The sequence below is a fragment of the Stenotrophomonas sp. Ste96 genome (assembly GCF_024519495.1).
Classification (GTDB): domain Bacteria; phylum Pseudomonadota; class Gammaproteobacteria; order Xanthomonadales; family Xanthomonadaceae; genus Stenotrophomonas; species Stenotrophomonas bentonitica_A.
In genome coordinates this window covers 145,192-164,772 of record NZ_JALJRX010000002.1, presented here as the reverse complement: position 1 = coordinate 164,772, position 19,581 = coordinate 145,192, and the positions used below count along the sequence as shown (strand labels likewise).

The 19,581-nt window shown below is 66.9% G+C and carries 21 protein-coding genes; 8 read left to right on the top strand and 13 right to left on the bottom strand.

Features of this window, described 5'->3' with window-relative positions:
- Positions 1-5: 5 nt before the first annotated feature.
- From OC373_RS07550 to OC373_RS07515, 8 genes are all read right to left on the bottom strand, one after another.
- Entirely contained in the window at positions 6-455 is a 450-nt protein-coding gene (locus OC373_RS07550) for a hypothetical protein (protein WP_261997386.1), read from the bottom strand.
- A complete protein-coding gene (locus OC373_RS07545; RefSeq protein WP_019183252.1) occupies positions 406-654 on the bottom strand; it encodes a succinate dehydrogenase assembly factor 2 in 249 nt (82 codons plus the stop codon). Before OC373_RS07545 ends, OC373_RS07550 begins: the two co-directional genes overlap by 50 nt.
- Positions 655-803: 149 nt before the next feature.
- Complete coding sequence (locus OC373_RS07540) at positions 804-1,589, bottom strand: succinate dehydrogenase iron-sulfur subunit (RefSeq protein WP_019183253.1); 786 nt, start codon at positions 1,587-1,589, stop codon at positions 804-806.
- 16 nt (positions 1,590-1,605) lie between these two features.
- Entirely contained in the window at positions 1,606-1,740 is a 135-nt protein-coding gene (locus OC373_RS07535) for a hypothetical protein (RefSeq protein WP_261997385.1), read from the bottom strand.
- A gap of 12 nt (positions 1,741-1,752) precedes the next feature.
- Entirely contained in the window at positions 1,753-3,543 is a 1,791-nt protein-coding gene (gene sdhA, locus OC373_RS07530) for a succinate dehydrogenase flavoprotein subunit (protein WP_019183254.1), read from the bottom strand.
- Positions 3,544-3,574: 31 nt separating this feature from the next.
- The gene (gene sdhD, locus OC373_RS07525; protein WP_019183255.1) at positions 3,575-3,961 is read right to left on the bottom strand and encodes a succinate dehydrogenase, hydrophobic membrane anchor protein; all 387 of its coding nucleotides are present in this window, start codon (positions 3,959-3,961) and stop codon (positions 3,575-3,577) included.
- Positions 3,958-4,350: a succinate dehydrogenase, cytochrome b556 subunit gene (gene sdhC, locus OC373_RS07520; protein WP_019183256.1), complete on the bottom strand. Its 393-nt coding sequence runs from the start codon at positions 4,348-4,350 to the stop codon at positions 3,958-3,960. Before sdhC ends, sdhD begins: the two co-directional genes overlap by 4 nt.
- A gap of 56 nt (positions 4,351-4,406) precedes the next feature.
- On the bottom strand, positions 4,407-4,580 hold the full coding sequence (locus OC373_RS07515; protein ID WP_080114829.1) for a DUF1674 domain-containing protein: 174 nt from the start codon (positions 4,578-4,580) through the stop codon (positions 4,407-4,409).
- A 39-nt stretch (positions 4,581-4,619) separates the two neighbouring features.
- Here OC373_RS07515 and OC373_RS07510 point away from each other — a divergent pair, with 39 nt between their 5' ends.
- Positions 4,620-5,489, top strand: coding sequence for a folate-binding protein (locus OC373_RS07510; protein ID WP_261997384.1), 870 nt, complete (start codon positions 4,620-4,622; stop codon positions 5,487-5,489).
- Between the two features lie 95 nt (positions 5,490-5,584).
- Here OC373_RS07510 and ugpC read toward each other — a convergent pair whose 3' ends face one another.
- Positions 5,585-6,676 carry a sn-glycerol-3-phosphate ABC transporter ATP-binding protein UgpC gene (ugpC, locus tag OC373_RS07505; RefSeq protein WP_070427124.1) on the bottom strand — a complete coding sequence of 364 codons (1,092 nt, stop codon included), beginning with the start codon at positions 6,674-6,676 and terminating at the stop codon, positions 5,585-5,587.
- 354 nt (positions 6,677-7,030) lie between these two features.
- Here ugpC and zwf point away from each other — a divergent pair, with 354 nt between their 5' ends.
- From zwf to OC373_RS07480, 5 genes are all read left to right on the top strand, one after another.
- Positions 7,031-8,470: a glucose-6-phosphate dehydrogenase gene (gene zwf / locus OC373_RS07500; RefSeq protein WP_019183260.1), complete on the top strand. Its 1,440-nt coding sequence runs from the start codon at positions 7,031-7,033 to the stop codon at positions 8,468-8,470.
- Positions 8,467-9,474 carry a glucokinase gene (gene glk / locus OC373_RS07495; protein WP_019183261.1) on the top strand — a complete coding sequence of 336 codons (1,008 nt, stop codon included), beginning with the start codon at positions 8,467-8,469 and terminating at the stop codon, positions 9,472-9,474. The genes zwf and glk overlap by 4 nt, the downstream gene beginning before the upstream one ends.
- Positions 9,471-10,193 (top strand): 6-phosphogluconolactonase, encoded by a 723-nt coding sequence (gene pgl / locus OC373_RS07490; protein WP_019183262.1) that lies wholly within the window; start codon positions 9,471-9,473, stop codon positions 10,191-10,193. The genes glk and pgl overlap by 4 nt, the downstream gene beginning before the upstream one ends.
- 45 nt (positions 10,194-10,238) lie before the next feature.
- Positions 10,239-12,155, top strand: coding sequence for a phosphogluconate dehydratase (gene edd / locus OC373_RS07485; protein ID WP_261997383.1), 1,917 nt, complete (start codon positions 10,239-10,241; stop codon positions 12,153-12,155).
- A 201-nt stretch (positions 12,156-12,356) separates the two neighbouring features.
- Complete coding sequence (locus OC373_RS07480; protein ID WP_070427122.1) at positions 12,357-13,016, top strand: bifunctional 4-hydroxy-2-oxoglutarate aldolase/2-dehydro-3-deoxy-phosphogluconate aldolase; 660 nt, start codon at positions 12,357-12,359, stop codon at positions 13,014-13,016.
- A gap of 54 nt (positions 13,017-13,070) precedes the next feature.
- On the opposite strand, the gene OC373_RS07475 is transcribed toward OC373_RS07480, so the two are convergent.
- The 3 genes from OC373_RS07475 to ispG all read right to left on the bottom strand — a co-directional run bounded on the left by OC373_RS07475 (position 13,071) and on the right by ispG (position 15,892).
- Positions 13,071-13,718, bottom strand: a complete 648-nt coding sequence (locus OC373_RS07475; protein WP_019183265.1) for a response regulator — start codon at positions 13,716-13,718, stop codon at positions 13,071-13,073.
- Positions 13,719-13,917: 199 nt separating this feature from the next.
- A complete protein-coding gene (locus OC373_RS07470) occupies positions 13,918-14,646 on the bottom strand; it encodes a phosphatase PAP2 family protein (protein WP_070470587.1) in 729 nt (242 codons plus the stop codon).
- Entirely contained in the window at positions 14,627-15,892 is a 1,266-nt protein-coding gene (ispG, locus tag OC373_RS07465) for a flavodoxin-dependent (E)-4-hydroxy-3-methylbut-2-enyl-diphosphate synthase (RefSeq protein ID WP_261997382.1), read from the bottom strand. Before ispG ends, OC373_RS07470 begins: the two co-directional genes overlap by 20 nt.
- A 144-nt stretch (positions 15,893-16,036) precedes the next feature.
- Between ispG and OC373_RS07460 the strand changes: the two genes are divergently transcribed.
- Both OC373_RS07460 and OC373_RS07455 read left to right on the top strand, forming a co-directional pair.
- Positions 16,037-17,263: an ATP-binding protein gene (locus OC373_RS07460; RefSeq protein WP_019183268.1), complete on the top strand. Its 1,227-nt coding sequence runs from the start codon at positions 16,037-16,039 to the stop codon at positions 17,261-17,263.
- Entirely contained in the window at positions 17,260-17,844 is a 585-nt protein-coding gene (locus tag OC373_RS07455) for a response regulator transcription factor (RefSeq protein ID WP_019183269.1), read from the top strand. Before OC373_RS07460 ends, OC373_RS07455 begins: the two co-directional genes overlap by 4 nt.
- A gap of 85 nt (positions 17,845-17,929) precedes the next feature.
- Here the strand turns inward: OC373_RS07455 and OC373_RS07450 are convergent, their stop codons facing one another.
- On the bottom strand, positions 17,930-19,492 hold the full coding sequence (locus OC373_RS07450; protein ID WP_261997381.1) for a sodium/sugar symporter: 1,563 nt from the start codon (positions 19,490-19,492) through the stop codon (positions 17,930-17,932).
- Positions 19,493-19,581: the final 89 nt, after the last annotated feature.

Genomic DNA, 19,581 nt, shown 5'->3' with positions numbered 1-19,581 from the left:
TCAGGCTATGGTGCCACTGCAGGGGGTGAACGGGAAATGCAGTGTGCCCGGACGGCTAGTCGCAGTTCACGTGCCTGCGCCGCCGGAAGGGTATCGGGCCAGAACAGGCGCCAGTGGCGACGCCCTTCATACCGCCAGCGCAGCTGCAGCAGCGGGCCACGGCGACGCATCTGCAGGTCCTCGACCGCCTCGCCATCCACCTGGGCCGGTTCATCATGCAGGGGGATCAGGAAGGCGCAGCCCGGGCCGCGCGCATACCGCCACGCCTCCAGCCACGTGCCCACCATCGCCACCAGGCCCAAGGCCAGGCCCCACGGCGCCGGAAGCTCGGTGGCCCACAGGGCCCAGGGCATCAGCGCGCCCATGGCGATCAGCGCGCGGCACTGCCAGCGCGAGGGGTGCCACTCAAGCTGGCAGGGCGCGGATCCTGGCGATGAGGGCAGCGGGCGCGGCATGCGGGCATTCTTCGTAACCCATGAACCAGCGCCACAACTTATCGTCTTCGCTTTCCAGCAGGAACAGGAAAACCTCGCGCTCGTCTGTCGGTGCCTGCAGCCAGCAGCGGTCCAGGTAACGGCCGAACAGCTGATCCAGCTCGCGCATGCCGCGGCGGCAGCGCCAGCGCAGCTTTTTCAGTTCGGTTGCTTCATCCATTTTCTGCGTTTCCAGATAAGGCAAAGCCACGCATGGCGTGGCTCTACCGTTTCGATCATTTTCTGAGACGCCACGCATGGCGTGGCGCTACCGTTTCGATCCTTTGTTGCGGGGCCACGCATGGCGTGGCTCTACCGGGCACGTCTGGATCAGGCGCGACGCGCCATCATCAGCTTCTTGATCTCGGCAATGGCCAGCGCCGGGTTCAGGCCCTTCGGACAGGTCCGCGAGCAGTTCATGATGGTGTGGCAGCGGTACAGCTTGAACGGGTCTTCCAGCTCGTCCAGGCGCGCACCGGTGTCTTCATCGCGCGAGTCGACGATCCAGCGGTAGGCCTGCAGCAGGATGGCCGGGCCCAGGTAACGCTCGCCGTTCCACCAGTAGCTCGGGCAGCTGGTCGAGCAGCACGCGCACAGGATGCACTCGTACAGGCCGTCCAGCTTCTTGCGGTCTTCCGGCGACTGCAGGCGCTCGCGATCCGGCGGCGGCGGGGTCTGGGTGCGGATCCACGGCTTGATCGAGGCGTACTGCGCGTAGAAGTGGGTCAGGTCCGGCACCAGATCCTTGACCACGCTCATGTGCGGCAGCGGGTAGATCGGCACTTCGGCCTTGCCGCAGTCGGCGATGGCGCGGGTGCAGGCCAGCGTGTTGGTGCCGTCGATGTTCATCGCGCACGAACCGCAGATGCCCTCACGGCACGAACGACGGAAGGTCAGGGTCGGATCGATCTCGTTCTTGATCTTGATCAGCGCGTCCAGAACCATCGGGCCGCAGGCGTCCAGATCGATCTCGTACGTATCGGTGCGCGGGTTGCTGTCGTCGTCGGGACTCCAGCGGTAGATCTTGAAGGTGCGGGTGTTCTTCGCACCGCTCTTGGCGGGGAAGTGCTTGCCCTTTCCGATCTTGGAATTCTTGGGGAGGGAAAACTCGGCCATGGCTGTTCTCGTTGGCTCAGGCGGCTCGCGCTGCGGTGCAGGCGCGGGTAGCACGGAAGATGAGGAAGTCGACACCACCGGCCAGCGGCGCACGCGCCAAGCCACCCTTGCGGGAGACGGCGGTCGCGGGCGCTGCGTGGACGGAGGTCATGCCGCAGGTCTCTTAGTAAACGCGCGGCTTGGGCGGGACGACGTCCACGTCCTTGCTCAGCGTGTACATGTGGACCGGGCGGTAGTCGAACTCGCACTTGCCGTTCTCGTCGACGTTGACCAGCGTGTGCTTCTGCCAGTTGACGTCGTCGCGGTCCGGGAAGTCCTCATGCGCATGCGCGCCGCGGCTTTCCTTGCGCTGTTCGGCCGAGTTGATCGTCGCCACCGCGTTGAGCAGCAGGTTGTTCAGCTCGTAGGTTTCGATCAGGTCCGAGTTCCACACCAGCGAACGGTCGGAGACCTTGACGTCCTGGAAGGAGTCGAAGATCTCGGCCATCTTGGCGCAGCCCTCTTCCAGCGTCTTGCTGGTCCGGAACACCGCCGCGTCGTTCTGCATGGTGCGCTGCATGCGATCGCGGATGACCGAGGTCGGGGTGTCGCCGTTGGCGTAGCGCAGCTTGTCCAGCAGGCCCAGCGCCTTGTCGCACGCATCGGACGGCAGGGTCTTGTGCGGCGCGCCGGACTTGATGGTCTCGGCACAGCGGTTGGCCACCGCACGGCCGAACACGACCAGATCCAGCAGCGAGTTCGAGCCCAGGCGGTTGGCGCCGTGCACGGACACGCAGGCCGCTTCGCCGATGGCGTACAGGCCCGGCACGACCGCATCGGGGTTGTCGCCGACCTTGCGCACGACTTCGCCGTGGTAGTTGGTCGGGATGCCACCCATGTTGTAGTGCACGGTCGGGATGACCGGGATCGGCTGCTTGTGCACGTCCACGCCGGCGAAGATGCGGGCGCTTTCGGCGATGCCCGGCAGCTTGTCGTCGATGACGCCCGGGCCGAGGTGGGTCAGGTCGAGCAGGATGTGATCCTTGTGCTCGCCGACGCCGCGGCCTTCGCGGATCTCGATGGTCATCGAACGCGACACCACGTCGCGCGAGGCCAGATCCTTGTAGTGCGGTGCGTAGCGCTCCATGAAGCGCTCGCCGTTGCTGTTGCGCAGGATGCCGCCTTCGCCGCGCACGCCTTCGGTGATCAGGCAGCCCGCGCCGTAGATACCGGTCGGGTGGAACTGCACGAACTCCATGTCCTGCATCGGCAGGCCGGCACGCATGACCAGACCGCCGCCGTCGCCGGTGCAGGTGTGGGCCGAGGTGGCGCTGAAGTAGGCGCGGCCGTAGCCGCCGGTGGCCAGCACCACGCCGTGGGCGCGGAACAGGTGCAGCGAGCCGTCGGCCATGTCCAGCGCGAGCACGCCGCGGCAGACGCCTTCGTCATCGAAGATCAGGTCGAGCGCGAAGTACTCGATCATGAAGCGCGCGTTGTGCGCCAGCGACTGCTGGTACAGCGTGTGCAGCATGGCGTGGCCGGTACGGTCGGCGGCGGCGCAGGTGCGCTGCGCGGACGGGCCTTCGCCGTACTTGGTGGTCATGCCACCGAACGGGCGCTGGTAGATCTTGCCTTCTTCGGTACGGCTGAACGGCACACCGTAGTGTTCCAGTTCGATGATGGCCGGGATCGCTTCGCGGCACATGTACTCGATGGCGTCCTGGTCACCCAGCCAATCCGAGCCCTTGATGGTGTCGAAGAAGTGGTAGCGCCAGTCGTCTTCGCCCATGTTGCCCAGCGCGGCGGAAATACCGCCCTGCGCGGCCACGGTGTGCGAACGGGTCGGGAAGACCTTGGTCAGGCAGACCGTCTGCAGGCCCTTGGCGGCAAGACCGAACGTGGCGCGCAGGCCAGCGCCACCGGCGCCGACCACGACCATGTCGTACTTGTGTTCCGTAATCTTGTAAGCGGACATCTAATCTGGATTCCTGTCTTGGTGCCTGGACTCAGGCGACGCCGAGCGCGATGCGGGCGACCGCAAAAACACTGACGATCCCGCCGAGCACGGCGATGAACTTCACCGTGGTCTGCAGCGCCAGGGCCAGCAGCGAATTGTGGATGTAGTCTTCCAGCACGACCTGCAGGCCGAGCTGGGCATGCCAGAACATCGCGACCAGGAAGCCGACCAGCAGCACCGCGTTCCACGGCTTGGACACCGCGTCGGTCGCGGTCACGTAATCGGCGCCGATCAGGCTCAGTACGAACACCAGGAACCAGATGGTCAGGCCGACCAGCGCGGTGGCGGTCAGGCGCTGCATCACGAAGTGCTCGGTACCGGTCTTGGCAGCGCCAAGGCCACGCACGTTCTTCAGCGGGGTACGGTACTTGTTCATGCGGCCGCTCCCATGAAGACGTAGGCCCAGACCAGGGCGGTGATCACCAGGCTGGCGAAGACCGAGACCCAGCTGCTGCGCACGAAGGCGGGAATGGAGAAGCCGATCGCGAAGTCCTGCACGATATGGCGGATGCCATTGCACAGGTGGTAGGCGAAGGACCAGGTCCATGCGAACAGGAACAGCTTGCCGTACCAGCTGCCGGCATGGCCGGTGAAGCAGTTCCAGGATTCAGGACCCATCATCAGGGCGAGCAGGCCGCCGGCAATGATCAGGGCTCCAACAGACAGAAAGATGCCGGTGGCTCGATGCAGGATCGAGGTGGCCATCTGAATCTGCCAGCGATACACCTGAAGGTGCGGGGAAAGGGGACGTTCTCTGGCGGCCATTCGCTGGGCTCGTTGTCTCGGCTGGGCGGCGCAATGCCGCGTTGGCTCAATGCTGATCAGAAATCGATGCAGCGTCCGTTTTTCTCCCAATCTCCGTACCGCACCGGATCAAGTCCGCCGCGGCCGCCGATTTCCAAAGGCAATGCCGGGGTCTCGGGAAGCGGTTGCTCCTCGGGTACCAGCGTGCCTTCAGCTTCAGAATCTGGAGAGGGGGTTGTTTGGCCTATCATGGGTGGTCTCGCAACGCACAAATTTTAGACCCCGTTCACGTGCCTGACAACCTGCCCTCCGATTTCGCCGGCTTTTCGCGCCTCCCCGGTCACCAGCTGCTCAGTCTCAGCGGTGCCGATGCGGCCGCGTTCGCCCATGCCCAATTCTCCAGCGATGTCACCGCCCTGCCCCTGCGGCATTGGCAGTGGAGTGCCTGGCTGACGGCCAAGGGCCGCACCATTGCTGTGTTCCAGCTGTTGCGGCTGGACCAGGAGCGCATCGTGCTGGTGCTCGCCGATGGCGACGCCGATGCGATTGCGTCGCAGTTGCAGCGTTTTGTCTTCCGCCGCAAGGTGCGGATCGAGGTCCGCAATGATCTTGCCGTGGCGGCAAGCTTCACCGCGCCGGAATCGGCCTCCGGCGGCGCGATTGCGCAACTTGGCGGTGAAAACATCGAATTGGACCTGGGCAGCGACGCACTCCCGCGCAGCCTGCGCATCGGCGCCGCCGACGCCGTGGCGACCCACGCCGACAGCGCGGATATCGCGCTGGCCTGGCGCCAGGCCGATCTGCGCTACGGCCTGCCGCGCCTGGATGCCGATCAGCGCGAGCAGTGGACGCCGCAGCAGCTGGGCCTGGACCGCCTGAACGGGTACAGCGTCAAGAAAGGCTGCTACCCGGGCCAGGAAATCGTGGCCCGCACCCACTTCCTGGGCAAGGCCAAGCGCGCCTTGCAACTGCTGCGGGTCGTGGAGGGCACGACCAGCGGCACGCAGGTACATCAGAAGGACGCGGCGATCGGCACGGTGGCCTCGGTGGCCGGTGATCTGGCCCTGGCGGTGCTGCCGCTGGAGATCGCGCCGGAGCCGTTGAGCGTCGGCGGGGTCCAGGCCGCCCACCTGCCGTTGCTGGACGGTCTGGCGCGGTAACAGGCATCGACCGTTGGTCGATGCGGCACGCCATGAACGTTGATGGGCGTGCGTGGAGCCGGCCAGCGGCCGGCAACCCCGTAACCGTCCGCGCCTTACGCGTCGTTCAAGCGCTCGCCGGTCTGCGCATCGAAGAAATGCAGGCCCTGCGGATGGATCGCCACGCGGATCGGCTCGCCGACCGACGGCAACCCCTGCGGCGCCACGCGCATCACCAACGGCTGGCCGCCACTGGTCATGTTGACGAAAATCTCGTTGCCGACCGGCTCGATGCCATCGATCATCGCCTCGAACGCCGTCGCATCCCCGGCCGCGGCCGGCTGCAGATGCTCCGGGCGCACGCCCACGGCAATCGCCTTGCCGACCCACGCCTGATCGATCCGGGCCTGGCCCAGCGGCGCGGTCAGCCCGGTGTCCTGCACGGCATAGCCGCTGTCGGTGCGCTGCAGGGTACCGCGCAGCACATTCATCGCCGGGCTGCCGAGGAAGCCGGCCACGAACAGGTTGGCCGGGCGGTCGTACAGCGCCATCGGGGTATCGATCTGCTGGATCACGCCATCCTTGAGCACCACGATGCGCTGGCCCAGGGTCATCGCTTCCACCTGATCGTGGGTCACGTAGATCATGGTGGTGCCCAGCTTGCGGTGCAGCTGCGCGATTTCGGTCCGCACGCTGTGGCGCAGCTTGGCGTCCAGGTTGGACAGCGGCTCATCGAGCAGGAACACCGCCGGCTCGCGCACCAGCGCGCGGCCCAGCGCAACGCGCTGGCGCTGGCCGCCGGACATCGCCTTGGGCAGCTTGTCGAGCATCTCGGTCAGGCCCAGCGTTTGGGCCGCCTCACTGACCCGCTTGCTGATCGTGGCCTTGTCGTGGCCGCGCAGCTTCAGACCGAAGGCCAGGTTCTCGGCCACGGTCATGTGCGGATACAGCGCATAGCTCTGGAACACCATGGCGATGTCACGATCCTTGGGCGCCACGTCGTTGACCACGCGGTCGCCGATCGTCAGCGTGCCGCCACTGATTTCTTCCAGGCCGGCGACCATGCGCAGCAGTGTGGACTTGCCACACCCGGACGGCCCCACCAGCACCATCAATTCACCATCGGCCACTTCGAAGGTCGCGCCCTGCACGGCCACCTGACCGTTGTCGTAGACCTTGCGAACGCCCTGCAACTGCACTTTTGCCATATCACCATTCCAGTCCGCCCGGTCTCCGGGCTGTTATGCGGAACTGCCTTCGGCCCTCCCGATGGCAGGTCGATGGCGTGGTGCCGCATGACGGCGACCACTGCAATCGAATACAGTCTGCGCATTCTGCCATGTAAACGTTTTCACGTGGCACTATCCGATAGTCGGCCGTGACCTGGATGCCGGGGAGGATGCGATATCCCCCACGACACCGGGTTGGCAGGCCATCATGCCGGGCGGAATCCATGGGGCGTGCTGCACCTGCACCAAGCAGACAACGGACCCCGCCCGACCCCCGAGAACATAGACGAGAAGCGATTGACAACGATGTCACCCGGATCTGAAACTCGAGCGATGCACGACACCCTTTTCCTGTTTGGCGCCACAGGTGACCTGGCCCAGCGCTACCTGTTCCCCTCGCTGCTGCGATTGCTGGGCGACGGCCTGCTCCCCGAAGACTTCAAGGTTCGTGCGCTGGCGTTGTCGCCGCACGACACCGACGCCTTCCGCGAGATCCTGCGCCCGCGCCTGCAGCAGGCCATGCCGATGGCCAGCCAGGACGATATCCACTCGCTGCTGCAGCGCATCGATTACCGCTCGGTGGACCTGCGCAATCCCGAGTCCGTGGCCGAATCGGTCCACGACCTGGTCGACCGCAACTGCGTGAGCTACCTGGCGATCCCGCCGGGCCTGTACATCTCCACCTGCGAAGGCCTGGCCAAGGGCGGCGCGCTGGCCGCCCCGCACCGCCTGATGCTGGAAAAGCCGATCGGCAGCGACAGTGCCAGCGCCGAGGAGATCATCTCCACCATCGGCCAGTGGATCGACGAAGACCGCGTGTTCCGCCTGGACCACTACCTGGGCAAGGCCGCGGTGCAGAACCTGATCGCGCTGCGCTTCGGCAATACGCTGCTCGAGGCGGTCTGGAACCGCAACTACATCGAATCGGTGCACATCCTGGTGGCCGAGAGCGAAGGCGTGGATGGCCGCGATGCGTACTACGCCCGCTCCGGCGCGCTGCGCGACATGGTCCAGAGCCACATCCTGCAGCTGCTGTGCCTGGTCGCGATGGAACCGCCGGCGTCGCTGGAAGCCGACCGCATCCGCGACGAAAAGGTCAAAGTGCTGCGCGCCCTGCGCCCGCTCGATGCCAAGCATGCCGCGCGTGACAGCGTGCGGGGCCGCTACACCGCCGGCACCATCAACGGCCAGCCTGCGCAGGCCTACCAGCCGCCGGAAGGCAGCGATGTGGAAACCTTCGCCGGCGTCACCGCGCATATCGACAACTGGCGCTGGTCCGGCGTGCCGTTCCACCTGGTCACCGGCAAGCGCCTGGCCGAGCGCACCACCCGCGTGGTGGTCACGCTCAAGCCGGTCACGCATTGGCTGTTCGAGCGCCCGCACCGCGGCAATGCCACCCCCAACCGCATCACCTTCCAGCTGCAGCCGCAGGAAAACATCGAGCTGGGCCTGATGAGCTCGCTGGCCGGCCCGGAATGGGGCGCGCTGGAACTGCATCCGCTGGAACTGGAACTGTCCGTGCCGACCGGCCTGCACCGCCGCATCGCCTATGAACGCCTGTTCCTGGATGCCTTCAACGGCAACCATGCGCTGTTCGTGCGCGATGACGAAGTGCGCGCGGCCTGGGCGTGGATCGACAGCGTCAGCGATGCGTGGAAGGAAGCCAAGCTGCCGTTGCAGCCCTACCCGGCCGGCCAGTGGGGTCCAGAAGAAGCCGCAGGCTTCCTGCCTGCCGACGCCGATGCCGACGCAACCCGCGGTGGCCAGGCATGACGGTGTTGTCCCAGCCGGTCCTCGTCGCGGATATCGGCGGTACCAATGCACGCTTCGCCCTGGCCGACACCTCGCTCGCCGCGCCGCTGCAGCAGGACAGCATCCGCGAATTCGCGGTCGCTGACTTCCCCTCGCTCGGCGAAGCCGCACGGCACTACCTGGAGCAGATCGGCGCCGAAGCCAAGCGCGGTGTGTTCGCCGTGGCCGGCCGTGTCGACGGTGACGAGGCGCGCATCACCAATCACCCGTGGGTGATCTCGCGCATCCGCACCGCACACATGCTCGGCTTCGACGACCTGCACCTGATCAATGACTTCGCCGCCCAGGCGATGGCGATTTCGCTGCTGCAGCCGCAGGACGTGATCCAGGTCGGCGGCGCGGCGTGGGTGCCGGGCAAGCCGGGCCAGCCGCGCAACTACGCGGTGATCGGCCCGGGCACCGGGCTGGGCGTGGGCGGGCTGATCCTGCGCCATGGCCGCTGCTATCCGCTGGAAACCGAAGGTGGCCACGTCAGCTTCCCGCCGGGTACGCCGGAAGAAATCCGCATCCTGGAGATCCTGTCCGAACAGTTCGGCCGTGTCTCCAACGAACGCCTGATCTGCGGCCCCGGCCTGGTCAACATCCATCGCGCCGTGTGCGAGATGGCCGATATCGACCCGGGCCAGCTGCAGCCGGTGGACGTCACCGCGCGGGCGCTGCATGGCGACCCGCAGGCCATGCGCACCGTGGATGTGTTCTGCGCGGTGTTCGGCGCGATCGCCGGCGATCTGGTGCTGATGCAGGGCGCCTGGGATGGCGTGTTCCTGACCGGCGGGCTGGTGCCGAAGATGCTCGATTCGCTGCAGCACTCCGGTTTCCGCCAGCGCTTTGAACACAAGGGCCGCTTCTCTTCGATCATGTCCAAGGTGCCGTCACTGGCCGTGATGCACCCCAGCCCCGGCCTGCTCGGCGCGGCCGCGTATGCGGCGGATGTGGAACGCGATCTGCCGGGAGGCACTGCATGAATACCCTGGATACGTCCGAACGTTTCACCTTGATCCGGCACGGCGATGCCGATGGCTGGATCGAGGCCGTCGCCGCGGAAATGGCGGCCGAGCTGAACCGCGACATCGCCGAATTCGGCCGCGCGCGCATGCTGCTCTCCGGCGGCACCACGCCGGCACCGGTCTACCAGGCGCTGGCCGAGCTGGACGTGCAATGGGACCGGGTGGAAGTGAGCCTGGTCGATGAGCGCTGGCTGTCGCCGCAGGATCGCGACAGCAATGCCTGGCTGGTGAAGGAGAGCTTCCTGACCCGTGCCGAAGGCGCGCATTTCGATCCGCTGGTGCGGGTCGGCAAGCCGCTGCCCGAGTGCGTCTACAGCGCCAACCTGCAGGCCCAGCACAGCCAGCGGCCCTGCCTGAGCGTGCTCGGCATGGGCAACGACGGCCACACTGCGTCGCTGTTCCCGGGGTCGAAGGACCTGACCCGCGCACTGGAAAGCACCCTGCCCTACGCGGCGCTGGATGCCACCGGCTGCCCCGGTGCCAACCAGTGGCCGCTGCGCATCACCCTCACCCCGCACGGCTTGAAGCAGAGCCGCCAGCGCCTGCTGCTGCTGCGCGGCAAGCAGAAGCTGGAAGTGCTCAAGCACGCGCTGGAAAGCAACAATCCGCAGCTGTATCCCATCCTCAACGCGATCGATCTCGACGGCGCGAAACTGCGCGTCCACTGGTGTGACTGAGTTGCCCCGGTGTTGTTCCGTTCGCCTTCTCATAGCCGGTAGCCAATGAGCCTGCATCCCAAACTCCATGCCATCACCGAGCGCATCGTCCAGCGCAGCGTCGCCTCGCGCGCCGCCTACCTGGCCGGTGTCGACGCGGCGCTGCGCGACGGTCCGTTCCGTTCGCGCCTGAGCTGCGGCAACCTCGCCCACGGGTTCGCCGCGTGCGGCCCGACCGACAAGTCGCGCCTGCGCGGCGGCGTGACGCCCAACCTGGGCATCATCACCGCGTACAACGACATGCTCTCGGCGCACCAGCCGTTCGAGCACTACCCGGAGATCCTGCGCGAAACCGCGCGCGAACTCGGCGCGACCGCACAGGTGGCCGGTGGCGTGCCGGCGATGTGCGACGGCGTCACCCAGGGCCGCGGCGGCATGGAGCTGTCGCTGTTCTCGCGCGATGTGATCGCCCAGTCCACCGCGATCGGCCTGAGCCATGACATGTTCGACGCCAGCGTCTACCTCGGCGTCTGCGACAAGATCGTGCCCGGCCTGCTGATCGGCGCGCTGGCCTTCGGCCACCTGCCGGCGATCTTCCTGCCGGCCGGCCCGATGACCCCGGGCATCCCGAACAAGCAGAAGGCCGAAGTGCGCGAGCGCTATGCGGCCGGCCAGGCAACCCGCGAGGAACTGCTGGAGGCCGAGGCCGCCTCGTACCACGGCGCCGGTACCTGCACCTTCTACGGCACCGCCAACTCCAACCAGACCCTGCTCGAAGCGATGGGCGTGCAGTTGCCGGGCGCCTCGTTCGTCAACCCCGATACGCCGCTGCGCGATGCGCTGACCCGCCAGGCAGCGGTGCGTGCGCTGGAAATCAGCGCACTGGGCGATGACTTCCGTCCGCTCGGCCGGCTGATCGACGAGCGCGCGATCGTCAATGCGGTGGTCACGCTGATGGCCACCGGCGGCTCGACCAACCACACCATCCACTGGATCGCGGTGGCGCGTGCGGCCGGCATCGTGCTGACCTGGGACGACATGGACCAGCTCTCGCAGCTGATCCCGCTGCTGGCCCGCGTCTATCCGAACGGCGAAGCCGACGTGAACCGCTTCGCCGCCGCCGGTGGCACCGCGTTCGTGTTCCGCGAGTTGATGGAGGCCGGGCTGATGCACGCCGACCTGCAGACCGTGGCCGAAGGCGGCATGCACCAGTACGGCCAGGAACCGGCGCTGCGCGACGGCAAGCTGACCTACATCGATGGCGTGCGCAAGAGCGCCGATCCGGACGTGGTGCGTGGCGTGGCCGATCCGTTCGAAGCCCAGGGTGGCCTGCGCCTGCTGCGCGGCAACCTTGGCCGATCGCTGATCAAGCTGTCAGCGGTGAAGCCGCAGTTCCGCACGATCGAAGCGCCGGCCGTGGTGGTCGATGCACCGCAGGTGCTGAACAAGCTGCATGCCGCCGGTGTGCTGCCGCACGATTTCGTGGCGGTGGTGCGTTACCAGGGCCCGCGCGCCAACGGCATGCCGGAGCTGCATTCGCTGGCGCCGCTGCTGGGCCTGCTGCAGAACCAGGGCCGCCGCGTGGCGCTGGTCACCGATGGTCGCCTGTCCGGTGCCTCGGGCAAGTTCCCGGCCGCGATCCACATGACGCCGGAAGCCTCGCGCGGCGGTCCGCTGGCGCGGGTGCGCGAGGGCGACATCATCCGCCTGGATGGTGAGGCCGGCACGCTGGAACTGCTGGTGGATGCGGCGGAGTTCGCCGCACGCGAGCCGGCGCCGAACACGGCACCGGCCGCGCACGATCTGGGCCGCAATCTGTTCGCGATGAGCCGCCGCCTGGTGGGCCCGGCCGACCAGGGCGCGATGTCGATTTCGTGTGGGCCGGCCGCCGATGACGGCAGCATCTGGAATTACGATGCGGAATACGAGCTTGGGCATGATGCGGCGGCGGCGGATGCGCCGCATGAGGCGAAGGACGCCTGAGCTGACGCAAAAGCGGCGGCTGGGTGTCCTGGTTGAGGCAGCGGGATAGCCCCAACCAGGACGCGCCGTTAACCCATCCATGGGGGCTCGTCAGCGCCATCCATGGCGCTGTAACGGTCCTGGTTGGGGCTATCCCGCTGCCTCCGGACACATTTCGGCGCGTTGTGGCGTCGCACTTATTGGAAGAAGGATTGGAAACGCATGAGCATCGCCGAACATCAGAAACGCGCTGAAACCCTGTTGAAGGCTGCCGGCATTCTGCCGGTGGTGACCGTGCATACGCTGGACCAGGCCCGTGCGGTCAGTGCGGCGTTGCTGGAGGGCGGGCTGCCGGCGATCGAGCTGACGCTGCGTACGCCGGTGGCGATGGAAGCACTCGCCATGCTCAAGCGCGAGCTGCCGGATGTGGTGGTGGGTGCGGGCACGGTGTTGACCGTGGAGCAGATGCAGCAGTCCATCGATGCGGGCGCCGATTTCCTGGTCACGCCGGGTACGCCGGTGCACATGGCCGATGCGCTGGCGCAGGCGCCGCTGCCGGTGGTGCCGGGTGCGGCGTCGCCGACGGAGATGCTGGCGCTGTATGCGCGCGGCTTCCGGGTGTGCAAATTGTTCCCGGCCTCGGCCGTGGGCGGGCTGGCGATGATCAAGGGCCTGGCCGGTCCGATTCCGGATCTGAAGCTGTGCCCGACCGGCGGCATCACCGAAGACACCGCCGCCGAATACCTGGAGCAGAAGAACGTGGTCTGCATCGGTGGTTCGTGGATGGTGCCGGGGGGCTGGATCGAGCGTGGCGAGTGGGACAAGGTGCGCGAAAGCGCGGCCCAGGCCGCGAAGATCGTGGCGCGGGTCCGCGCGCACTGAACGAAAACGCCCGGGCATGCCCGGGCGTTTTTTTACGTGCATCCTGCGCGTGGATTACATCGGGCGCGCCGGATCCACCAGGCCGTACTGGCTGGCCATGCGCGCGAGCGCGATGTTGTCGTTGATGCCCATTTTCTCGAACAGGCGCGCCTTGTGCGTGTTGACGGTCTTCGCGCTCAGGCTCAAGCGTTTGGCGATGTCTTCCTGGCGCAGGCCCTGGGTCAACAGCAGCGCCACTTCCAGTTCGCGCGGGGACAGGGTGTCGAACGGCGAATGGTTGCCTTCCACATTGGACAACGCGAGGTTCTGCGCGATGCTGTTGCCGAGATAACGACGGCCGAGCGCTGCATCGCGCACGGCACGCAGCAGTTCCTGGGCATCGCAGGCCTTGCCGATGTAGCCGGAAGCACCGGCTTCGAGCAGGCGCTTGGGCATCGGCCCATCTTCAAGGACGGAGACGATCACCACGCGGGTGCCGTGGTCGCCACGGACCACGCGCTCGGTGACTTCCATGCCGCTGACGCCAGGCAGGTGCAGATCGCACAGCACGACGTCGGGCCGCAGGCGGCGGATATCCGGCAATGCATCTTCGCCACTCTCCGCCTCACCGACCACCTCGATGTCGGTCTCGTTGGAGAGGATCATCTTCATGCCCGTGCGCACCAGAGCATGATCGTCCACCAGATACACTCGAATCGTCATCCGCCAACCTCGTCAAACACTGTGAACGGGGGCAAGCCTAGCCGCGGGATGTGTCGATCACAAGGAACCGGGTTCCCCATCATCGCGTTCTGCTCCACGCATCACAGACGTGCTGTCTGCCCCTCCCCCTGTGCCTCTCATCCTCTTCTGTTCCAGTGGAACAGCCTATGGATGGCGCCCGTTTTCATGCCGCTTTCGGCTAGTTTACCGCCGTATTCGTCTCAGCGGCATGCCGCCACGGATGGCGACGGCGGAACATGACCAGGAAGCACCCTACCACCCAGACCAGGGCGGCACACCAGCCGGCCAGGATGTCGGAAGGGTAATGGACCCCGAGGTAGACCCGGGACAGGCTGACCAGCACCGCAAAGGTCACCGCGGAGAACGCGACCGGCCAGCGCCAGCGGGTGTTCCAGGCCAGCAGCACCAGGGTGACGGCCAGGGTCATCGAACCCATGGCATGGCCACTGGGGAAGCTGAAGGTGCTTTCCGGGGCGATGGATTCCCATAGGCTGGGCCGGTCACGCTGGAAGAAGCGCTTGCTGCCCAGGTTGAGCAGCGCCGAGCCGGCAAAGCAGATCGCCACGAAACTGGCCTCGCGCCAGCGTTTGCGCCAGGCCAGCAGGACCACGATCAGCACATCGGCCGGGATCAGGAACCACTCATAGCCCAGTTTGGAGAGCAGCACGAAGAACTGGTCCAGGCCCGGCGAATGCAGGCCATGCATCTTCCACAGCAGCGGCGCATCGAAATAGATCGATTCCAGCTCATGGACTTCATCGGCCAGGGCGACAAACCCGGCCAGGGGCAGCAGCACGCCCACGAACAGCAGCACGAAGCGCCAGGCGTTGCGGCCCATCCAGTGGCGGAAACCGGCCGCCGCCTCCGGGGCAGCCAGCACCGCCGGCTTATCCGAGCGTTCGGACATAGGTGCGTTCGACGTAATCGTCGATCAGCGCCACGAAGTCCTGGGCGATGTTCTCGCCGCGCAGGGTGACCGTCTTTTCACCGTCCACGAAGACCGGCGCCGCCGGCGTCTCGCCGGTCCCCGGCAGGGAGATGCCGATGTTGGCGTGGCGCGACTCGCCCGGCCCGTTGACGATGCAGCCCATGACCGCCAGGGTCATGCTTTCGGCCCCGGGGTGGTTCACCTTCCAGAGCGGCATTTTCTCGCGCACATGGTTCTGCACGACCTTGGCCAGCTCCTGGAACAACTCCGAGGTGGTCCGGCCGCAGCCCGGGCAGGCCGTGACCAGCGGCGTGAAGGCGCGCTGCCCGGTGGTCTGCAGCAGTTCCTGGGCGACGATCACCTCGGCGGTGCGCGACTGGCCCGGTTCGGGGGTCAGCGAAATGCGGATGGTGTCGCCGATGCCTTCCTGCAGCAGCACCGCCAGCGCCGCCGAGGAGGCGACGATGCCCTTGCTGCCGATGCCGGCTTCGGTCAGGCCCAGGTGCAGCGCGAAATCCGAGCGCTGGGCCAGGTCGCGGTACACCGCGATCAGCTCCTGCACCCCACTGACCTTGGCCGACAGCACGATGCGGTCGCGCGGCAGGCCCAGTTCCACGGCGGTCTCGGCCGAATCCAGCGCCGAGCGGATCAGCGCCTCACGCAGCACGCGCCCGGCGTCCCAGGGCTGCGCGCGCTGGCTGTTCTCGTCCATCAGGCGCGCCGCCAGCGACTGGTCCAGCGAGCCCCAGTTGGCGCCGATGCGGACCGGCTTGTTGTAGCGGATCGCAAATTCGATCAGCTGCGCGAACTGGGTGTCTTTCTTCTTGCCGAAGCCGACGTTGCCCGGATTGATCCGGTACTTGGCCAGGGCTTCGGCGCAGGCCGGCTCCTGGGTCAGCAACTGGTGGCCGTTGTAATGAAAGTCGCCGATCAGGGGGACATCGATCCCCATCATCTGCAGCTTTTCCACGATCCGCGGGATGGCCGCGGCCGACTCGGGATTGTTGACGGTCAGCCGCACCATCTCCGAGCCTGCGCGCCACAGTTCGGCCACCTGCTTCACGCTGGCGGCGACATCGGCGGTGTCGGTGTTGGTCATCGACTGCACCACCACGGGATGGCCGCCACCCACGACCACGCCGCCGATACGGACAGGCTGGGTCTGGCGGCGGGCCCACACGGCGGAGTCGGCGGGTTGGGTCGGTCGGGTCACGGCGTCATGCATCGGCGTATTTTAGCGCGCCCAGCGCGCACGTAGGTGCCTGTCGTTGCTCGGCGCTCATGTTCAGCCCCCGCCGCGCGGCGCCCCGCCCCGATGCGGCCGATTGTCGCAGGCAGGCGCTGTCGGGAGCGCATAGGATGTGCGGTGATGACCGGTACCGACGCCCCCTTTCTCCGCACCCTGTGCAGCCTGCGCTGGCTGGCCGTGGCCGGCCAGGCCGCCACGATCCTGGTCGCCACCTGGGTGCTGGGCCTGGAACTGCCGCAGCTGCCGCTGTGGGCCGGCGTCGCCGCGCTGACCCTGTTCAACCTGTACGCGCAGCTGCGTGTGCAAGGCCCCGATACCGCGCCGGTCACCGCCTTCGGCCACATCCTGGTGGATGTCACCGTGCTGACCTGGATGGTCGGCTGGAGTGGCGGCATCGCCAACCCCTTCGGCTCGCTGTTCCTGATCCTGATCGCCCTGGCCGCGCTTGCCCTGCCCCTGCGCTGGACCCTGGCCGTGGCGGCGGCCTGCCTGATCGGCTACGCGGTCAGCGGCGTGTTCGGCCTGCCACTGCCCAGCGGCTACTTCACCGGTGCGCAGATGCAGCAGTGGGGCGTGGTCTGCAACTTCCTGCTGTCGGCAACGGTGGTGCTGGTGTTCGCCACCCGGCTGGCGATCGCCCTGCGCCAGCGCGAGCACGAACTGGCCCTGCTGCGCGAGCGCTTCGTCCGCAACGAAGGCATCGTCGCCCTGGCCACCCACGCCGCCTCGGTGGCGCATGAACTCAATACCCCGCTGGCGACCATGACCCTGCTGGCCGACGACATCGCCGACCAGACTGAAAGCAGCGAGGTCCGTGATGACGTGGAAACCCTGCGCGAGCTGCTGGTGCAGTGCCGCGAGCGCGTGCTGGCACTGGCCCGCCCCGCCGCAGGCGATGCCCCCGGCCGCGATGCGGTGACCTTGCCGCAGGTGCTGGAGCAATGGCGGCTGGTGCGGCCGACCATCGCACTGCATCGCAATGAAGATGCCCCGCTGACCCTGCCGCTGGATCCGGGTATCGGCCATCTGTTGATGGTGCTGCTCAACAATGCCGCCGACGCTGGCGAGAAAGCCGACCGCCCGCAGGTGGATCTGTCGCTGCGCATCGAAGGCGATGACCTGATCGGCGAAGTGCGCGACTACGGCCACGGGTTCGATGCCCGCCAGGCCGTGCTGCCCGGCACCTTGTTCAACAGCGGCAAGACCGACGGCATGGGTGTCGGCCTGGCGCTGTCCCACGCCACCATCGAACGCCTGGACGGCGAGCTGTGGATGCGCCCGGCCAATGGTGCCGGCACCCGCGTCGGCTTCCGCCTGCCCTTGTCCCCACGGGAGACTTCCGCATGACCGCCTTCACCCCCGCGCCCGGTCAGGCCAGCCACGGCCTGCTGGTCGACGACGACGAACTGTATCTGCGCACGCTGCAGCGCAGCCTGGCCCGCAAGGGGCTGGAAACCGTCACCGCCAGCGACACTGCCTCGGCGCTGCTGCTGGCCCGCCAGCAGCCGCCCGCCTACGCGTTGATCGATCTCAAGCTGGGCACCGAGTCCGGCCTTGCCTTGATCCAGCCGCTGCGCGCCCTGCGCGAAGACATGCGGATCCTGCTGGTGACCGGCTACGCCAGCATCGCCACGGCGGTGGAAGCAATCAAACTCGGTGCCGACGATTACCTGCCCAAGCCGGCCACGGTGCCGATGATCCTGCGCGCCCTCGGCGAGGAAGACGATGGTCCCGCCGACGATGGCGACATGGAACCGCCGGATGCGATGACCCCGATCAGCCGGCTGCAGTGGGAACACATCCAGCAGGCGATGCATGAGACCGGCGGCAACGTCTCCGCCGCCGCGCGCCTGCTCGGCATGCACCGGCGCTCGCTGCAGCGCAAGCTGGCCAAGCGGCCCAGCCCGGAGCGCGATCCGAGCAGGTGACCGGCCCGTTGCAGCGCCGCGAATGAAAACGAAAACGGCGACCGCAAGGCCGCCGTTTTTGTTGGCCGCATGCGGGGATGCGCGGTTACCAGAACACCGTGTACAGCGCGATCAGGATCGCGATCACCGCCGTACCGCCGATGTTGAAACTCATCGGCGTGGCATAGCGCACGTCATCGGTACGGATCAGGTCCTGCCCGGTGCGCGCCGGCTTCCACAACGAAATCAGCACGGCCAGCACCAGCGCCAGCAGGAACACCAGGCCGACGCGGTCGATGAAGGGCAGCGACGGCCACGCCAGTTTCAACACGATCGACAAGGCGAACGAGCCGATGGCCGCGGCCAGTGCGCCGGCTTCGCTGGCCTTCTTCCAGAACAGGCCGAGCAGGAAGATCACGGTGATGCCCGGGGTGAAGAAGCCGGTGAATTCCTGGATGTACTGGAAGCCCTGGTCGAAGCTGCCCAGCAACGGCCGTGCCGTAGCGATCGCCACCAGCACCGACACCGTTGCTGCGATGCGCCCCACGCGCACCAGCGTGGCTTGGCTGCTCTGCGGGCGCGCCTTGGCGTAGAAATCCAGGGTGAAGATGGTCGCCACCGAATTGATCTTGGAGGCCAGCGACGCCACGATCGCCGCCACCAGCGCCGCGAAGACCAGGCCGAGGATGCCACTGGGCAGCAGGCTCATCATCGCCGGGTAGGCCCGGTCCGGCTTGCCCAGATCCGGCGCCAGCACCACCGCCGCGATCCCCGGCACCACGACCACCAACGGCACCAGCAGCTTCAGGAAGGCCGCGAACAACACGCCCTTCTGCGCCTCGCCGATGTCCTTGGCCGCCAGCGCGCGCTGGATGATGTACTGGTTGAAGCCCCAGTAACTCAGGTTCATGATCCACAGCCCGCCGATCAACACGCTCAACCCCGGCAGGTCTTTGTAGAACGGGTTGTCCGGGTGCAGGATCATCTGGAAGTGTTCCGGGTGCTGGTCCCACAGCTTCTGGAAACCACCGGGGATGCCGGCGTCGCCGCCCACCGCGTTGAGGGTGAGCGCGGTCACCAGCAGGCCACCAAGGATCAGCAGCGAAACCTGCACGATATCGGTCAGCGCCACCGCCTTGAGGCCGCCGTACAACTGGTAGAGCAGCGCGAATACGCCAATCAGCACCAGCGCCAGCATCTGGTCCATGCCGGTGACCTCGGTCACCGCGATCGAGCCCAGCCACAGGATCGAGGTCAGGTTGACGAAAACGTACAGGCCCAGCCAGAACACCGCCATCAGCGTGCGGATCCGGTTGCCGTACCGCTGCTGCAGGAACTGCGGCATCGTGTAGATGCCGTTGCGCAGGAAGATCGGCAGGAAGTACTTACCCACGATCAGCAGGGTAAGCGCAGCCATCCATTCGTAGGAGGCGATGGCCAGGCCGATCGCATAGCCGGAGCCGGACATGCCGATGATCTGTTCGGCCGAAATGTTGGCGGCAATCAGCGACGCGCCGATCGCCCACCACGGCAGCGAGCGCCCGGCCAGGAAATAGTCTTCGGCGCTCTTGCTGTGCCCGGCCTTCTCGCGCGAGACCCATTGCGCCAGCACGAAGATGCCGGCCAGGTAGGCCAGTACGATTGCCACATCGAGTGTTGCCAATCCCACGTCATGCTCCTTGTGCAGCGTTGCACCGGCCCGCGTGCCGGCAAGTGCGGCGCGCGGCGGCGATCAGCCCCTGCCCAGCGGCAGGGGCC

Excerpts from the sequence above, each read along its gene's own strand:
- OC373_RS07550 (WP_261997386.1), bottom strand. The coding sequence starts at position 455 with ATGCCGCGCCCGCTGCCCTCATCGCCAGGATCCGCGCCCTGCCAGCTT.
- OC373_RS07545 (WP_019183252.1), bottom strand. The coding sequence starts at position 654 with ATGGATGAAGCAACCGAACTGAAAAAGCTGCGCTGGCGCTGCCGCCGC.
- OC373_RS07540 (WP_019183253.1), bottom strand. The coding sequence starts at position 1,589 with ATGGCCGAGTTTTCCCTCCCCAAGAATTCCAAGATCGGAAAGGGCAAG.
- OC373_RS07535 (WP_261997385.1), bottom strand. The coding sequence starts at position 1,740 with ATGACCTCCGTCCACGCAGCGCCCGCGACCGCCGTCTCCCGCAAGGGT.
- sdhA (WP_019183254.1), bottom strand. The coding sequence starts at position 3,543 with ATGTCCGCTTACAAGATTACGGAACACAAGTACGACATGGTCGTGGTC.
- sdhD (WP_019183255.1), bottom strand. The coding sequence starts at position 3,961 with ATGAACAAGTACCGTACCCCGCTGAAGAACGTGCGTGGCCTTGGCGCT.
- sdhC (WP_019183256.1), bottom strand. The coding sequence starts at position 4,350 with ATGGCCGCCAGAGAACGTCCCCTTTCCCCGCACCTTCAGGTGTATCGC.
- OC373_RS07515 (WP_080114829.1), bottom strand. The coding sequence starts at position 4,580 with ATGATAGGCCAAACAACCCCCTCTCCAGATTCTGAAGCTGAAGGCACG.
- ugpC (WP_070427124.1), bottom strand. The coding sequence starts at position 6,676 with ATGGCAAAAGTGCAGTTGCAGGGCGTTCGCAAGGTCTACGACAACGGT.
- zwf (WP_019183260.1), top strand. The coding sequence starts at position 7,031 with ATGCACGACACCCTTTTCCTGTTTGGCGCCACAGGTGACCTGGCCCAG.
- glk (WP_019183261.1), top strand. The coding sequence starts at position 8,467 with ATGACGGTGTTGTCCCAGCCGGTCCTCGTCGCGGATATCGGCGGTACC.
- pgl (WP_019183262.1), top strand. The coding sequence starts at position 9,471 with ATGAATACCCTGGATACGTCCGAACGTTTCACCTTGATCCGGCACGGC.
- edd (WP_261997383.1), top strand. The coding sequence starts at position 10,239 with ATGAGCCTGCATCCCAAACTCCATGCCATCACCGAGCGCATCGTCCAG.
- OC373_RS07480 (WP_070427122.1), top strand. The coding sequence starts at position 12,357 with ATGAGCATCGCCGAACATCAGAAACGCGCTGAAACCCTGTTGAAGGCT.
- OC373_RS07475 (WP_019183265.1), bottom strand. The coding sequence starts at position 13,718 with ATGACGATTCGAGTGTATCTGGTGGACGATCATGCTCTGGTGCGCACG.
- OC373_RS07470 (WP_070470587.1), bottom strand. The coding sequence starts at position 14,646 with ATGTCCGAACGCTCGGATAAGCCGGCGGTGCTGGCTGCCCCGGAGGCG.
- ispG (WP_261997382.1), bottom strand. The coding sequence starts at position 15,892 with ATGCATGACGCCGTGACCCGACCGACCCAACCCGCCGACTCCGCCGTG.
- OC373_RS07460 (WP_019183268.1), top strand. The coding sequence starts at position 16,037 with ATGACCGGTACCGACGCCCCCTTTCTCCGCACCCTGTGCAGCCTGCGC.
- OC373_RS07455 (WP_019183269.1), top strand. The coding sequence starts at position 17,260 with ATGACCGCCTTCACCCCCGCGCCCGGTCAGGCCAGCCACGGCCTGCTG.